This is a genomic window from Pseudomonas sp. SCB32 (genome assembly GCF_009189165.1).
Taxonomy (GTDB): Bacteria; Pseudomonadota; Gammaproteobacteria; order Pseudomonadales; family Pseudomonadaceae; genus Pseudomonas.
The window spans coordinates 5,438,413-5,451,174 of sequence record NZ_CP045118.1 but is presented as its reverse complement, the minus strand read 5'-3'; the positions used below and the strand labels follow the sequence as shown (position 1 = coordinate 5,451,174).

General features: G+C 67.1%; 16 protein-coding genes. 7 read left to right on the top strand and 9 right to left on the bottom strand.

All coding sequences use genetic code 11. From position 1 onward, the window contains the following. The first annotated feature begins 129 nt into the window (after positions 1 to 129). Together cbpA and GA645_RS25000 are read left to right on the top strand one after the other, a co-directional pair. Positions 130 to 1,098 (top strand): curved DNA-binding protein, encoded by a 969-nt coding sequence (gene cbpA, locus GA645_RS25005; protein ID WP_152226458.1) that lies wholly within the window; start codon positions 130 to 132, stop codon positions 1,096 to 1,098. Next, positions 1,095 to 1,397, top strand: coding sequence for a chaperone modulator CbpM (locus tag GA645_RS25000; RefSeq protein ID WP_256676019.1), 303 nt, complete (start codon positions 1,095 to 1,097; stop codon positions 1,395 to 1,397). The genes cbpA and GA645_RS25000 overlap by 4 nt, the downstream gene beginning before the upstream one ends. A 10-nt stretch (positions 1,398 to 1,407) precedes the next feature. On the opposite strand, the gene GA645_RS24995 is transcribed toward GA645_RS25000, so the two are convergent. After that, a complete protein-coding gene (locus GA645_RS24995; protein WP_152226456.1) occupies positions 1,408 to 2,166 on the bottom strand; it encodes a hypothetical protein in 759 nt (252 codons plus the stop codon). Positions 2,167 to 2,331: 165 nt separating this feature from the next. Further along, positions 2,332 to 2,892 (bottom strand): NADPH-dependent FMN reductase, encoded by a 561-nt coding sequence (locus tag GA645_RS24990; protein ID WP_152226454.1) that lies wholly within the window; start codon positions 2,890 to 2,892, stop codon positions 2,332 to 2,334. A gap of 181 nt (positions 2,893 to 3,073) precedes the next feature. On the opposite strand from GA645_RS24990, the gene GA645_RS24985 reads away from it, so the two are divergent. Genes GA645_RS24985 through GA645_RS24975 form a run of 4 tightly spaced genes read left to right on the top strand, consistent with a single transcriptional unit; the run spans position 3,074 to position 5,162 of the window. Next, positions 3,074 to 3,808, top strand: a complete 735-nt coding sequence (locus GA645_RS24985; RefSeq protein WP_152226452.1) for an NAD(P)-dependent oxidoreductase — start codon at positions 3,074 to 3,076, stop codon at positions 3,806 to 3,808. Positions 3,809 to 3,810: 2 nt separating this feature from the next. Continuing rightward, positions 3,811 to 4,068: a hypothetical protein gene (locus GA645_RS29145; protein ID WP_256676018.1), complete on the top strand. Its 258-nt coding sequence runs from the start codon at positions 3,811 to 3,813 to the stop codon at positions 4,066 to 4,068. Between the two features lie 51 nt (positions 4,069 to 4,119). Continuing rightward, positions 4,120 to 4,293: a hypothetical protein gene (locus GA645_RS29140; protein ID WP_256676017.1), complete on the top strand. Its 174-nt coding sequence runs from the start codon at positions 4,120 to 4,122 to the stop codon at positions 4,291 to 4,293. Between the two features lie 23 nt (positions 4,294 to 4,316). Beyond that, a complete protein-coding gene (locus tag GA645_RS24975; protein WP_152226450.1) occupies positions 4,317 to 5,162 on the top strand; it encodes an arylamine N-acetyltransferase in 846 nt (281 codons plus the stop codon). Here GA645_RS24975 and GA645_RS24970 read toward each other — a convergent pair. From GA645_RS24970 to GA645_RS24945, 6 genes are all read right to left on the bottom strand, one after another. After that, positions 5,153 to 5,770 (bottom strand): hypothetical protein, encoded by a 618-nt coding sequence (locus GA645_RS24970; protein WP_152226449.1) that lies wholly within the window; start codon positions 5,768 to 5,770, stop codon positions 5,153 to 5,155. The two genes, GA645_RS24975 and GA645_RS24970, sit on opposite strands and share 10 nt — an antisense overlap. 105 nt (positions 5,771 to 5,875) lie before the next feature. Then, positions 5,876 to 6,331 carry a DUF2214 family protein gene (locus tag GA645_RS24965; RefSeq protein ID WP_152226447.1) on the bottom strand — a complete coding sequence of 152 codons (456 nt, stop codon included), beginning with the start codon at positions 6,329 to 6,331 and terminating at the stop codon, positions 5,876 to 5,878. 97 nt (positions 6,332 to 6,428) lie between these two features. Continuing rightward, the gene (locus tag GA645_RS24960) at positions 6,429 to 7,778 is read right to left on the bottom strand and encodes an MATE family efflux transporter (protein ID WP_152226445.1); all 1,350 of its coding nucleotides are present in this window, start codon (positions 7,776 to 7,778) and stop codon (positions 6,429 to 6,431) included. Positions 7,779 to 7,844: 66 nt separating this feature from the next. Beyond that, complete coding sequence (locus tag GA645_RS24955) at positions 7,845 to 8,246, bottom strand: YkgJ family cysteine cluster protein (protein ID WP_152226443.1); 402 nt, start codon at positions 8,244 to 8,246, stop codon at positions 7,845 to 7,847. A 99-nt stretch (positions 8,247 to 8,345) separates the two neighbouring features. Then, positions 8,346 to 8,894 (bottom strand): isopentenyl-diphosphate Delta-isomerase, encoded by a 549-nt coding sequence (gene idi / locus GA645_RS24950; protein ID WP_152226441.1) that lies wholly within the window; start codon positions 8,892 to 8,894, stop codon positions 8,346 to 8,348. A gap of 42 nt (positions 8,895 to 8,936) precedes the next feature. Then, positions 8,937 to 9,386 carry a DMT family transporter gene (locus GA645_RS24945; RefSeq protein WP_152226439.1) on the bottom strand — a complete coding sequence of 150 codons (450 nt, stop codon included), beginning with the start codon at positions 9,384 to 9,386 and terminating at the stop codon, positions 8,937 to 8,939. 638 nt (positions 9,387 to 10,024) lie between these two features. Here GA645_RS24945 and GA645_RS24940 point away from each other — a divergent pair. Beyond that, positions 10,025 to 10,429, top strand: coding sequence for an SRPBCC family protein (locus tag GA645_RS24940; RefSeq protein ID WP_152226436.1), 405 nt, complete (start codon positions 10,025 to 10,027; stop codon positions 10,427 to 10,429). 173 nt (positions 10,430 to 10,602) lie between these two features. On the opposite strand, the gene GA645_RS24935 is transcribed toward GA645_RS24940, so the two are convergent. Beyond that, the gene (locus GA645_RS24935) at positions 10,603 to 12,627 is read right to left on the bottom strand and encodes an NADPH-dependent 2,4-dienoyl-CoA reductase (RefSeq protein WP_152228309.1); all 2,025 of its coding nucleotides are present in this window, start codon (positions 12,625 to 12,627) and stop codon (positions 10,603 to 10,605) included. Positions 12,628 to 12,762: the final 135 nt, after the last annotated feature.

The window sequence follows — 12,762 nt, the reverse complement described above, 5'->3', positions numbered from 1 at the left end:
TCTGTAAGGCACAACCCGCTTTTTCCACCTGTTCGCCTCGCTGTGCGCGCAGCGGCCTCGGCTGTCCGCGCGATCCCCTTGTATTCAGGCGCCGACAGGTCCAACGCATGTGAGGAGAGACCGATACCGATGGAATTCAAGGATTACTACGCGGCCCTGGGCGTCGCCCCGGACGCCGACGAGAAGGTGATCAAGACCGCCTACCGCAAGCTGGCGCGCAAGTACCACCCGGACGTCAGCAAGGAGCCGGATGCCGAGGCGCACTTCAAGGAGGTCTCCGAGGCCTACGAAGTGCTCAAGAGCCCGGAGAAGCGCGCCGAATACGACGAGCTGCGTAAATACGGCCAGCAGGGCCCGCAGTTCCAGGCACCGCCCGGCTGGCAGCCGCGCGGCGGCTTCGACGGCCCGCCGCCGGGGCACGAGCAGGATTTCTCCGACTTCTTCGAGCAGATATTCGGCGCCCGCGCCGGCGGCTCTCAAGGTGGTTTCGGCGGCGCGCGCCAGTCGCAGGCCCATCGTGGCCAGGACGTGGAAATGGAGGTGCCGCTGTTCCTCGAGGAAGCCCTCTCTGGCGACAGCCGGCCGATCAGCTTCAGCCTGCCCAGCTACGACGAGTACGGCCGCAAGCTGCCGCCGCAGAGCAAGACGCTGAACGTGAAGATTCCGGTGGGCACCACCGACGGCGAGCGTATCCGCCTGAAAGGGCAGGGCGCGGCGGGCATCAACGGCGGGCCTGCTGGCGATTTGTACCTGGTGATCCGCCTGGTGCCGCACCCGGTGTTCGACGTCGATGGCCGCGACCTGGTCGTCACCGTGCCGGTGGCGCCCTGGGAAGCCGCGCTGGGCGCCAGGGTGGAAGTGCCGACCCTGGGTGGCCGGATCAACCTCGGTATCCCGGCGGCGAGCCAGGCTGGCCAGCGTCTGCGCATCAAGGGCAAGGGCCTGCCGAACAAGGGCAGCGCCGCGCCCGGCGATCTCTACGCCGTGCTCAAGGTGGTGATGCCGAAGAATGCCGACGAGGCGACTCGCAAACTCTGGGAGGAACTGGCTGCCAAGGCGGCGTTCGATCCCCGTGCCGAATGGGGGAAACGCGCATGACGACAACAGTGATGGTGGTGGACCTCGACGAGCTCTGCCAGTCGGTGAACCTGCCCCGCGACGTGCTCGTCGAGATCGTCGAGGTGGGCATCGTGGAGCCCCGCGAACAGCGCGGCGGTCATTGGCTGTTCGATTACCAGGCGGTCGGCGTGGTGCGCCGCGCGGTGCGCCTGCGTCGCGAATTCGAGCTGGACTGGCCGGGCATCGCCCTGGCCCTGCGCCTGCTCGATGAGGTGGACGAGCTGCGCGCGGAGAATCGCTACCTGCGCCAGCGCCTGGCGCGTCTGCTGGAAGACTGAGCGACGCGCCCTACTGCGCTGTGGTGGCCGCGCTGGCGGCGTCGAGCGGGATGAACTGCACCAGCCCGATGATCGGCGCTGCAAGGATGCCCTGCACATAGTTGATGCCACTGCGGCGCAGGCTTTCATGGGTCATCTGCGCCAGCAGCTCCAGGCGGCCGATCATGCGGCCGAACTCCCGCTCGAAGGACAGGTTGCGTCCGGCTTCGCTGATCTCGTTGGACAGCAGCAAGGGCTGCCCCTGTTCGTTGGTGCGGCTGGCCAGCAGCCAGGCGGCGACCTCGATGTTCCAGGCGGCGTTGGCGGTCATCTGCGAGTTCAGCCCGCTGAGCAGATGCTGGGTATCGGTGCCGCCGTAGAGTTCGAAGAGCATGCTGCCGATGCCGTAGATCAGCGCGCCGGCGCGGTCTCCCTCGAAGTCCGGGGCGAACGCCAGCGACATGGCGGCGATGGATTTCCGCTCGCCCAGGCCCGGCAGCGGTTGCTGTTCGGTGATGGCCTTCATGACCTTCCCGTGTGCCGCTTCCAACGTCGCGGCGCCGGTCTTTTTCCATTCCCGAGGGTTGCGTTTGTAGAGCTTGTCGAGCAACAGCGAGAGGCTTTCCAGGTTGTCGCGCATGGCCAGGTTGGCGGCCCGGTTGGCGTCGTTCTGGAGCAATTGGCCGGAGTGGAAGTCCTGGCCGTCGACGTCTTTCTTCACCGGCGGCGAACTGCACGCCGCGAGCAGCGCGAGGGCAGGGAAGCAGAGGACGAGGTAGCGCAGGGGCATTGCGGGGCCGGGCTAGGGGGCGGCCCTGAACCTTGGCGCGGGAAGCGCCAGGCGACCAGACGGAGCGGCGGGGAATCGGTAGCGGTTGGGCAGCCTGCGACGGGCTGCACAGACCGGGAGGGGGATTGCGGGGGAACGCGCCGGCACGGGCCGGCGCTCCAGTGATCAGCGCGGCTGGTTCTGCTCGATCCAGCGGGCGAAGGCGTCGACGATGCTTTGCAGGAAGGGCTGGGTCTTCTCGGACAGTTGCCCGGCCTCGTCGAAGAAGCTGCCGGCGCCGCCCAGGTAGGCCTCCGGCTGCTGCAGCACTGGCATGTTGAGGAACACCAGCGACTGGCGCAGATGGTGGTTGGCGCCGAAGCCGCCGATGGCGCCCGGGGATGCGCTGACCACTGCGCACGGCTTGCCGTTCCAGGCGCTCTTGCCGTAGGGGCGCGAGCCCACGTCGATGGCGTTCTTCAGCACGCCCGGCACCGAGCGGTTGTATTCCGGGGTGACGAACAGCACCGCGTCGGCCCGGCGGATACGCTCGCGGAAACTGGTGTAGCTGGCCGGTGGCGTGGCGCTGTCGTGTTCCTCGTTGTACAGCGGCAGGTCGCCGATCTCCACGATCTCCAGTTTCAGGCTGGCCGGCGCCAGTTGGACGAAGGCATTGGCGATCTTACGGTTCAGGGATTCCTTGCGCAGGCTGCCGACTACTACGGCGACATCGAAGACTTGGCTCATGACGACTCCTTCAAGAACGGGTGTTGAGCCGTTTGTTATAGACGATGGCAGCGGCTTTGCCCGCACCCTTTGCACTGTCATGTCCCAGTAAGTTTGCGTGATCTTGGCTCTGTTGGCTGGGGCATGGCGGCCCTAGAGTGGCCCCATTCTCCTGAGCCACCCGAGCATTTCGAGGTCGAGCATGTGCATGAAAGTGTTCTTCGCCGGTGCCAGCGGCGCCATTGGCAAACGCCTGCTGCCGCTGCTGCTGGAACGCGGTTACCAGGTGCTCGCCGTGAGCCGTTCGCCCGAGCGCGTTGCCGCGCTGGAAGCAGCGGGCGCCCGGGCGATGGTGCTGGACGTCTTCGACGCCGACGCGTTGCGGGACGCCATGCAGACGTTCCAGCCGCGCTGGGTCATTCATCAGCTCACCGACCTGCCGGCGGGCCTGGACCCGGCGCAGATGCCCGACGCCCAGCCGCGCAATGCCCGGCTGCGCCGCGAGGGCACCGCCAATCTGGTGGCCGCGGCCCTGGCGGCTGGCGTCGAGCGCATGGTGGCGCAGAGCATCGCCTGGGCCTATGCGCCGGGCGAGCTGCCGCTGCATGAGGAGCAGCCACTGGACCTGGTGACTAACGGTAGCCGCGCCGTCAGTGTCGGCGGTGTGGCCGCGCTGGAGTCCGCCGTGCTCGGCGCAGAGCCGATGGAGGGAATCGTCCTGCGTTATGGCCGTCTGTATGGGCCGGGCACCGGCAGCGATTCGCCCGACCCGCGCCTGGCCGTGCATGTGGATGACGCCGCCCACGCCGCGCTGCTGGCGCTGGAGTGGGGCGTACGAGGTTGCTACAACGTGGCCGAGCAGGACATCGAGGTGAGTTCGGCCAAGGCCCGTCACTGCCTGGGCTGGCAGCCGGGCTTTCGCCTGCACGGAGTTTGACCGTGAACCCCGCAATCGGCCGTGAGGCCCGTGCCGGACTGCTGCTGGTCGCTGTCGTGGCGGCCGGCGCGCTGCTCTGGCAACCCTGGTCGCGCCCGCTGGTGCATCTGGCGGCGAAGCAGGGTGAGTCCTCGGCCGACGCTCATCCGGCAACGCAGGTGACGCGCCTGTCCTGCGAGCCGCTGGCGGAGATACCCGGCAAGGTCGTCACCACGTTGCGGGTGGACTTCCCGCCCAACGGCTTCACGCCCGCGCACTGACACCCCGGCGCGGTCACCGCTATCGTTATCGGCGGCCAGGTGCGCTCGCAGATGCAGGGCTTGCCGGCGCGCACCTACGGCGCCGGTGAAACCTGGTTCGAGCCCAATGGCGAGCTGCACCTGTTCGCCGAGAACTCCAGCCCCAGCGAGCCGGCCCGGCTGCTCGCAGTGATCATCAGCGACGAGCACTGTGGCCCGCTGGTGATCCCGGAACCCCACCCTTGATTGCTTTGCGAAAGGAGACTCGCATGACCCCGCTCACCCCCTTCAGCACTGCCGAACTCGACGCCATGTTGGCCCGCCTCGGCCTGCCGGAGGAGCGCCCGGCGCCGACGCTGGCGAACCTCGATCGGCTGATCCTCGCAGCATTGCATCGGCTGCCGTTCGAGAACCTCGACGTGCTGCTGGAAAAACGCATCGATATCGATCCGCAGGCGGTCTTCGCCAAGGTGGTGGAACAGCGTCGCGGCGGCTACTGCTTCGAGCTGAACAGCCTGTTCGCTCGCCTGCTGACCAGCCTTGACTACCGGGTGACGCTGCTGGTCGGGCGGGTTCGTTGGGGCCTGCCGGCCGATGCGCCGCTGACCCCGCAGTCGCACCTGCTGCTGCGGGTCGACCTGGCCGATGGCGCATACCTGGTGGACATCGGCTTCGGCGGCCCCGCATCGCCCCACGCGCTGCCGCTGCGGTTGGACGAGGAACTGCCCGGCGGTTGGCGCCTGACTGGCGTACTCGATGGGGAACTCGAAATGGCGACGCGCTCCAGCTCCGGTTGGCAGACGCTGTACCGCTTCACCCTGCAGCCACAGCCGTGGATCGATTACGCCATGCGCAACTGGTACACCTCGACTCATCCGCAGAGCGTGTTCCGCCTGTCCCTGCGCGTGGCCGTCAGCGAGAACGATGTGCGGCTGTCGCTGCTCAATGGCCAGTTCAGCCGGCGTACCGCCGATGGCGCAGTCGAGCAGCGCAGCATCGAGGATGCCGACGAGTTGCTGGCAGTGTTGCGCGAGCGCTTCAAGCTGTGGCCGGCGGAGCAGGACGTACCGGCCCTGCGGCAGCGCCTGGGGGAGTTGCTCGCGGCTCAGGGATGAGTGCCGCCGGCCAGTTCGGGCAGCTCCGCCGGCATGGCGATGGCCAGGCGCACCGTGCGCCCTGCCAGCTGGTTGCGCTGCACGACGCCGCCGGGGGCACCTTCGAACCAGTTCCCCTGCAGATCCGAAGCATGACATTGCAAGGTCCTGACGGACCCGTCTGCGGGGGTAGTCCAGCGGCACTGGCCATCGAAAATCAGCGTGCCCTCGCTGGGCATGCCGGGCTCTCCGGCGGGCAACCGGTCACGAACGACCAGTCCGGCCAGGGCGATGTCGGCGCGATTGCCGTCCGAATAGACAGGCTGCGAACTGCCGCCGAGCTCGATGCTGATGCCGCTCAGCTCCAGGTTGCAGCCCTCGAGCTGTTGCTTGAGCGGCACCACAAAGCTGATGCGGCGCGGCCTCTCTCCATTGCCTGAGGTTTCGAAGAGGCGGTGCCTGCTCTGCTGGGTGCAGGCGCTGTTCGTTGTGGTGACGTACAGGGCATCGCCGGTGAACTTGAAGTCGCCGGGCAGATCCGCCTCCAGGGTGAAGTCGTTGCTCGCACAGCCAACCAGGCCAAGGGCGAGCAAAGCCAGGCAAGCGAGGCGGGTGGCGGGAGTGGGCATGGGAGTGTCCTGCGGCAGTTCGGCGGGCTGCGCAGGAGCATCCTCGGATCAGAGGACATCCGGGATCGGAGTTGTCTGGTGGGTTCGTCGGAGTGTGCCGATCAATCAGCCGATCATTCCGTAGCCACGCGCCATCAAGGTGGCTAGCAGCGGCAGGATCAGCAGGACCAGCAGTTCCAGGCGGATGGTCATGGTCACCAGTCGGCTCTGGCGCGTGCTCACCTGCGGCACACGGCCAGCCTTGAGGTCGTTGCGCCAGTTGAGGAAGGTCATGGTCGGCAGGATCGACAGCAGCGCGACCAGCACGAACAGCCCGATCTTGGCGTGGAAAAGGCTGTTGTGCAGGTAGTACTCGGCGCCCTTGGCGAACCACAGCACGCGCGCCGCGCCGGTCAGCAGCACCACGCCGGCGCAGGCGCCATACGCGATGTCGACGACGATCAGGCTGCGCGCACGTTCCAGGTCCAGCGGCAGGCGGAACAGGCGGTGCTCCAGCACCAGCAGGGCGAACAGGACGAAGATCGACAGGTAGTGCAGGTAGGCGGCAATGGCTTGGGCCATGGGGCGGGTCCTTCTGATGGGGCCTTTGGGTACGAAATTGCAGTGCCTGGCACTGTAGAGGGCGGCATCCGTGCGTTCCAGCGCGGCGTCCACATTTTCAGGCCCCGGCAGGCACCTGCCAGGCGTCCTGGCGCGTCAGTCTCCAGGCGTACAGCCCGAGGATCAGCCCGCGCAGCAGCATGAAGCAGAGGAAGGTCAGCCATAACCCGTGATTGCCGAAGGGTTGCAGCAAGAGGCCCAGCGGCAGGCTGGCGGCGCAGGCCAGGAGCATGGCGTTACGCATCTCGCGGGCGCGGGTGGCACCGATGAACAGGCCGTCCAGCAGGTAGCTCCACAGGCCGATCAGCGGCAGGCAGGCGAGGTAGGGCAGGTACTGGTCGGCGGTGGCGCGCACTTCGGGGATATCGCTCTGCAGGGCGATGAACAGGTGCCCGCCGAAGGTGAAGAGGGCCACGAACAGGAGGCTTGCGATCAGCGACCAGCCGCAGGCCACCACCAGCGAGCGGCGCAGCGCGGTGCGGTCACGGCCACCGATGGCGTGGCCGCACAGGGCTTCCACGGCGTGGGCGAGGCCGTCGAGGGCGTAGGAGGTGACCATCAGGCCATTGAGCAGCAGCGCGTTGGCCGCGACGGTGGCGTCGCCCAGGCGCGTGCCCTGTACGGTGAGCAGGAAGAACACGCCCTGCAGGGCCAGGCTGCGGATGAAGATGTCGCGGTTGACCATCAGCAGCGGCCGCCAGCTCGCCCAGCCGCGCAGACGTGTCCAGTCCGGCAGGCCGGGGTAGCGTTGGAGCGCGCCACGGGTCAGCGCCAGGCCGAGCAGGGCGCCGCTCCACTCGGCGATCACCGAGGCCCGCGCGGCGCCGGCCACGCCCCATTCCAGGCCGAGCACGAACCACAGGTCGAGTGCGATGTTGATCAGGTTGGTGGTCAGCAGGATCGCCAGGGGCGCGCGGGCGTTCTGCGTACCGAGGAACCAGCCGACCAGCGCGTAGGTGGCCAGCGCCGCGGGCAGGCCGAGCAGGCGAATATGGAAGAACTGGCGGGCCAGCGTGTCGAGCTCGGCGGACGGTCGCATCAGCGCCAGGGCCGGATCGGTCAGCGGCAGCGCCAGCGCACCGAGCAGCAGCGCCAACCCCAGGGCGAGCAGCAGGCCCTGTCCGAGAATCCGCCGCAGCGCGCCGCCATCACCGCGCCCGGCGGCCTGGGCGGCGAAGCCGGTGGTGCCCATGCGCAGGAAACCGAGCACGCCCACCAGCAGGGTATAGAGCCCGCCGCCGACGGCCACCGCGCCCAACTGGTGGGCGTGCGGCAGGTGGCCGATCACCGCGCTGTCCACCAGGGTGACCAGGGGCACGGAGACATTGGAGAGGATCATCGGCGCGGCGAGCGCCCAGACGCGGCGGTGGGTCGGCTGGTGACGCCAGGCTTCGAGCAGGGGATTCATGCGGGGCTCCTGAGCAGGCTCGCAGTATAGCGAGCCGGGAGCGCCCGGGATTTCAGACCGTGTCGGTCAGTCGGCTTTCTTGCGGTAGGCGCAGTAGCCGGGGCGCGGGCCGACCTGCGGGTGGTTGCGGCAGGTGTCCGGGCGCTTGGCGTAGACGGTGCACAGGCGCGTCTTGCGGTCGAGGAAGTAGCAGTCGCCATTGCTGGTGCGGGTCAGGGTGAAGATGCCGCTCTTCTGGTTGAAGCGCTCGACGATGCCTTCCTTCAGCAGGCGCTTGGCGATGTTCTTCGCCGGTTCCTCGCGCTCGAACTCGTCGACGACGCCGATGCGGATCAGGTCGTTGACGTTCACTTCCGCCGGCATGGTGCAGCAGGTGGCATTGCAGTCCTTGCACAGGCCCGAGGTGTACTTGGCCCAGGTTTCCAGGCGGTCCAGCTCGGCGTTGGCGATCAGCGGTGGTTTTCTCATGGCGGCATTCAGCGGGGTGGTGCGCAGGCGCGCATCATAGTGGCCGGCGCGAAGAATTGCGCGGCCTTTCGACGAAAAGCAGGGCGCCGAACTGAGTCCTCAGGACGCAGGCAGGGCTGCGAGTCCGCCGTGGTCGCGCAAGTAATCCCTGAAGGTCGGGTAGCAGACGAGGAACCAGGGCGTGAAGCGTTCCGGGTAGGCTGCCATCTCGGCTTCCAGGTCGGCCAGGGCGATGTAGCGGAAGTCGTCGGCTTCCTCGGGATCAGGACGCGGCGGCTGGTTGTCGATGGCACCGTACAGATGACCGTATTCGTGCTCGGTCATGCCGTTGGACAGTTCCAGGCGATAGCTGAACTCGAACAACTTGTGCAGTGCGACCTGTACGCCCATCTCCTCGCGCAGCCGGCGTTCGGCGGCGTGCTGCGCCGATTCGCCCGGGTACGGGTGGCTGCAGCAGCTGTTGCTCCACAGCCCGCCGCAGTGGTACTTGCCCAGGGCGCGGCGTTGCAGCAGGAGCTCACCGGCGCTGTTGAACAGGTACACCGAAATGGCCCGGTGGCGCAGCCCCAGTTGATGGGCCTCGTGCTTTTCCATCGTGCCGGTTGGGTTGTCGTGTTCGTCGACCAGGATCACCTGGATGTCGGTCATGGGATTCTCCTGCGAGCGTACCGTCCGCTGTCTTCCAGCTTATCAGCCCTTGCGGATCATCCAGATGCCGACGGCGATGGCGGCCATGCCGGCGATCTTCAATCCGCTGACCGGCGCTTCGCGGAAGCCGGCCCAGCCGAAGTGGTCAAGCGTCATGGCCATGCCCAGTTGGCCGGCGAGCACCAGCACCATGAACATCAGCGCGCCGACGCGCGGTGCGGCGAAGGCGGCGATGAAGATGAAGAACATGCCGAGGAAGCCACCGCACCATTGCCACCAGGGCAGTTCGCGCAGGGCGGCGAGGCTGGGGAATTCGCGGTTGGCCAGGGTCAGCACCAGCAGACCCATCATGCCCACGAAGAAGGAAATCAGCGCGGCAGCCAGCACGCTGGACACCTGCTTGGCCAGCTGGCCGTTGATGCCCGCTTGCAGCGGCAGGCAGGCGCCGGCGATCAGGGGCAGTACGAACATCCACCAGGGCGGCGTTGGCATGGAGTGACTCCTGGGCAATCGAAACGAAAAGGGCAGCCGGCTAGTATGCACCAGGACAGGGCATCTGCATGCAGACAGCCCAATGACATAAGGACAGATGAATTGACGAATGGGTTGGTCGACAGGCACGTATTTTTGCGTGCACTGAAGTATTTGGTCGTTTGCGCGCTCGCCTTGGGTGGGAGCTGTCTGGTGTACGTGCTTGGGTATGCGGTGTTGGGTTGGCCCGGTAGCTGGAATGAGCTGCAACTGCGGTCTCGCTTCGAAGCACGCGCCAGGAACAATGTCGCGCAGATCCGCCTGGCGGAGCTGGCAGCTTGGGACTGGAGGACTGTCTGTCTGGCGGGAGGCTATGGTGGGCCGGTCTATCTGCCCGAGTACGGCCGCTCCTACAACGGAGGAGAGATGCAGGATGGCGTCTGGAATCTGTTGTTCGTTCGAGTGGATGGTACAGGGGAGTGGGTATCGGGGAGCTGCCGCCGTGCTGGGCTGCATATCCGTGATCAGGGTTGTTTCTCCCGAGAGGACGCGGTGCTACGCCTGTCGTCCAAGGGGAAGTGCCCCGAGTACCTTCTGGGCGACCAGGGACAGTCGACCCGGTAGGCACCGGAACAAGGTTAATTTCCCGGGAGATGGCTATGCATACCGTTCCCTCTCGCACCCTGAGCGTTCGCATCGAGCGGCGCTGGAGCGAAGCCTACGACTTTCTTGCCGAACCGCAGAACTTCCCGCGCTGGGCGTCGGGCTTGTGCTACTCGATCGAGCCGTTGCAAGGCGACTTGTGGTTGGCGCAGACGCCCCAGGGGCCACTGCGGGTGCGCTTCTCGCCGCGCAATGCGTTTGGCGTGCTTGACCACGCGGTGCTGCCCGGCGACAGCCCGGCGATCCACATCCCGTTGCGGCTGATCCCCAATGGCGATGGCTGCGAATTGCAGCTCACCCTGTTGCGCCAGCCGCAGATGGATGACGCCACCTTCGAGCGGGATGCGCAGTGGGTCGAGAAGGATTTGCAGGCGATCAAGGGGTTGCTGGAATCGGCGTGATTCCGGTGTTTCACCTGTAGGAGCGCCCCATGGGCGCGATTCGCAGGCATGGCCCGCTCCTACAGGTATGCAGAGGAGCTGACCCTGTGGGAGCGAGCTTGCTCGCGAACGAGTTAGCCGGCGGCTTACGGTGTCCGGCGGTTCGCGAGCAAGCTCGCTCCTACGAAGAGCCGCTACAGTCGGGCGGCAAGTTCCGCCCCCTCGCGAATCGCCCGCTTGGCATCCAGCTCCCGCGCCACATTCGCCCCGCCGATAACGTGATGGCGCAGGTTCTCCGCCGGCAACGTCGGCTGCAATTCCAGAAGTGGCTCCTGCCCGGCGCAGATCACCACGTTGTCCACTGCCAGGCACTGCTCCCGGCCATCGATACGTACGTGCAACCCGTCATCGTCGATGCGCAGGTACTCCACGCCGCCGTGCATGCGCACACCGTGATGCTTGAGATGCGCGCGATGCACCCAGCCGCTGGTCTTGCCCAGCCCGGCGCCCGGCTGGCCGGCCTTGCGCTGCAACAGCCAGAGCTGCCGGCGTGGTGCGGCGGTGATCGGTGGAATCAGTCCGCCCGGAGTGGCGTTATCCAGGTCGATGCCCCACTGGCTGAGCCAGTCGCCCAGTGGCTGCGGGCCGTCGCGTTCGGCAAGCAGGAAGCTGGCGACGTCGAAGCCGATGCCGCCAGCACCGATCAGCGCGACCTTCTTGCCCACCGGCGCGCCACGCAGGACGTCGAGGTAGCTGAGTACCGTGGGATGAGTGATCCCTGGAATCGCCGGCGTGCGCGGCCGGATGCCGGTGGCAACTATTACCTCGTCGTACTCGCCGCGCAGTTCGCCCCGCGTGATATGCCGCCCCAGTTGCACCTCGACGCCCAGCTCGCGCAGGCGCACGGCGAAGTAGCGCAGCGTCTCGTGGAATTCCTCCTTGCCCGGTATTCGCTTGGCCAGGCTGAATTGCCCGCCGATCTCATTTGCCGCTTCGAACAGCGTCACCCCATGCCCGCGCTCGGCGGCCACGCAGGCGGCGGAAAGCCCGGCAGGGCCCGCGCCGATCACCGCGATGCGCTTGTGTACCTTGGCCTTTCGATAGCGCAGCTCGGTCTCGAAGGCCGCCCGTGGATTCACCAGGCAACTGGCGCGGCGGTTGGCGAAGGCGTGGTCGAGGCAGGCCTGGTTGCAGGCGATGCAGGTGTTGATCGCCTCGGCGCGGCCGCTGGCAGCCTTGGCCACGAACTGCGGGTCGGCCAGCAGCGGACGGGCCATGGAGACCATATCGGCGTGCCCTTCGGCGAGCAGTCGTTCGGCCACGTCCGGGGTGTTGATGCGGTTACTGGCGATCACCGGCACCCGCAGCTCGCGGCGCAGGCGTGCGCTGACGTCGGCAAAGGCCGCGCGCGGCACCGAGGTGACGATGGTCGGCACCTTCGATTCGTGCCAGCCGATGCCGGTGTTGAGCAGGTCGATGCCGGCGGTCTCCAGGGCGCGGGCCACCTGGCGTACGTCGTCCCAGCCGTTGCCGCCTTCCACCAGGTCGAGCAGTGACAGCCGGTAGCTGATGATGAAGCGCTCGCCCAGCGCACGGCGAATGCGCCGGACGATCTCCAGCGGCAGGCGCATGCGGTTGCCCAGGTCGCCGCCCCAGCGATCTTCGCGCTGGTTGGTGCGTGGGCAGAGGAACTGGTTCAGCAGGTAGCCCTCGCTGCCCATGATCTCCACGCCGTCGTAGCCGGCGGCCTGGGCCAGCTTCGCGCAGCGGACGAAGGCGGCGATGGTGCGCAGGATGCCGCGCTCGGAGAGCTCCCGCGGGCTGAACCAGCTGATCGGCGATTTGATCGGCGAGGCGGACACCACCAGCGGGTGATAACCGTAGCGCCCGGCGTGCAGGATCTGCAGGAGGATCTTGCCGCCTTCGCGCTGCACGGCCTGGGTCAGGCGCCGGTGCGCCGGTACCTGCAGGCCGCTGGTGAGGCTGCTGCCCAGCGGCAGCAGCCAGCCCTCGCGGTTGGGTGCGAAGCCCCCGGTGATGATCAGCCCGACGCCGCCGCGCGCTCGCTCGCGGTAGTAGGCGGCGAGCTTGCCGAAGTCCCACAGGCGGTCCTCCAGCCCGGTGTGCATCGAGCCCATCACCACGCGATTGCGCAGCTGGGTGAAGCCCAGGTCGAGCGGGGCGAGCAGGTGAGGGTAGGGCGAGGCGGCAGTGGACATGGAGGAAACCGTGGGCATTTGAGTTCCCTTCACCCTATTGGCTTGCCGTGCGTCGGTGAACGGCCCGGATGCCGTGCCGTTCGGGCATTTCGGTCAAGCCAGCGATTGACACCTGGCGGATCGGTTGCAGAATTT

Bases quoted from the DNA above. Each gene is read 5' to 3' on its own strand.
- cbpA (WP_152226458.1), top strand. From the start codon at position 130: ATGGAATTCAAGGATTACTACGCGGCCCTGGGCGTCGCCCCGGACGCC.
- GA645_RS25000 (WP_256676019.1), top strand. From the start codon at position 1,095: ATGACGACAACAGTGATGGTGGTGGACCTCGACGAGCTCTGCCAGTCG.
- GA645_RS24995 (WP_152226456.1), bottom strand. From the start codon at position 2,166: ATGCCCCTGCGCTACCTCGTCCTCTGCTTCCCTGCCCTCGCGCTGCTC.
- GA645_RS24990 (WP_152226454.1), bottom strand. From the start codon at position 2,892: ATGAGCCAAGTCTTCGATGTCGCCGTAGTAGTCGGCAGCCTGCGCAAG.
- GA645_RS24985 (WP_152226452.1), top strand. From the start codon at position 3,074: ATGTGCATGAAAGTGTTCTTCGCCGGTGCCAGCGGCGCCATTGGCAAA.
- GA645_RS29140 (WP_256676017.1), top strand. From the start codon at position 4,120: ATGCAGGGCTTGCCGGCGCGCACCTACGGCGCCGGTGAAACCTGGTTC.
- GA645_RS24975 (WP_152226450.1), top strand. From the start codon at position 4,317: ATGACCCCGCTCACCCCCTTCAGCACTGCCGAACTCGACGCCATGTTG.
- GA645_RS24970 (WP_152226449.1), bottom strand. From the start codon at position 5,770: ATGCCCACTCCCGCCACCCGCCTCGCTTGCCTGGCTTTGCTCGCCCTT.
- GA645_RS24965 (WP_152226447.1), bottom strand. From the start codon at position 6,331: ATGGCCCAAGCCATTGCCGCCTACCTGCACTACCTGTCGATCTTCGTC.
- GA645_RS24960 (WP_152226445.1), bottom strand. From the start codon at position 7,778: ATGAATCCCCTGCTCGAAGCCTGGCGTCACCAGCCGACCCACCGCCGC.
- GA645_RS24955 (WP_152226443.1), bottom strand. From the start codon at position 8,246: ATGAGAAAACCACCGCTGATCGCCAACGCCGAGCTGGACCGCCTGGAA.
- idi (WP_152226441.1), bottom strand. From the start codon at position 8,894: ATGACCGACATCCAGGTGATCCTGGTCGACGAACACGACAACCCAACC.
- GA645_RS24945 (WP_152226439.1), bottom strand. From the start codon at position 9,386: ATGCCAACGCCGCCCTGGTGGATGTTCGTACTGCCCCTGATCGCCGGC.
- GA645_RS24940 (WP_152226436.1), top strand. From the start codon at position 10,025: ATGCATACCGTTCCCTCTCGCACCCTGAGCGTTCGCATCGAGCGGCGC.
- GA645_RS24935 (WP_152228309.1), bottom strand. From the start codon at position 12,627: ATGTCCACTGCCGCCTCGCCCTACCCTCACCTGCTCGCCCCGCTCGAC.